Origin of the sequence: Natrialba sp. PRR66, from assembly GCF_034808065.1 — an archaeon.
Classification (GTDB): Archaea; Halobacteriota; Halobacteria; order Halobacteriales; family Natrialbaceae; genus Natrialba; species Natrialba aegyptia.
In genome coordinates, this window is sequence record NZ_JAXHGN010000267.1 from 1 (window position 1) to 236 (window position 236).

General features: G+C 70.8%; 1 pseudogene. It reads left to right on the plus strand.

The annotated features are described in order from the left end of the window. Positions 1-236: pseudogene (locus SM755_RS24185) on the plus strand (tryptophan--tRNA ligase); the annotation flags it as partial.

Sequence of the window (236 nt, forward strand, 5' to 3'; positions counted from 1 at the left end):
GCGTCGCCGAGCACCGCGAGCACGGCGGCGACCCGAGCGTCGACGTCCCGTTCCAGTACCTCCGGTTCTTCTTCGAGCGCGACGACGACGAACTCGCCCGCATCGAGTCCGCGTATCGGGGAGGCGAGCTGCTCAGCGGCGAGCTGAAGGAGCTGGCCGCGGACCGCATCGGCGAGTTCCTGTCCGAACACCAGCGCCGTCGGGCGGCACTGGGCGACCTCGAATCCGAGCTCGCG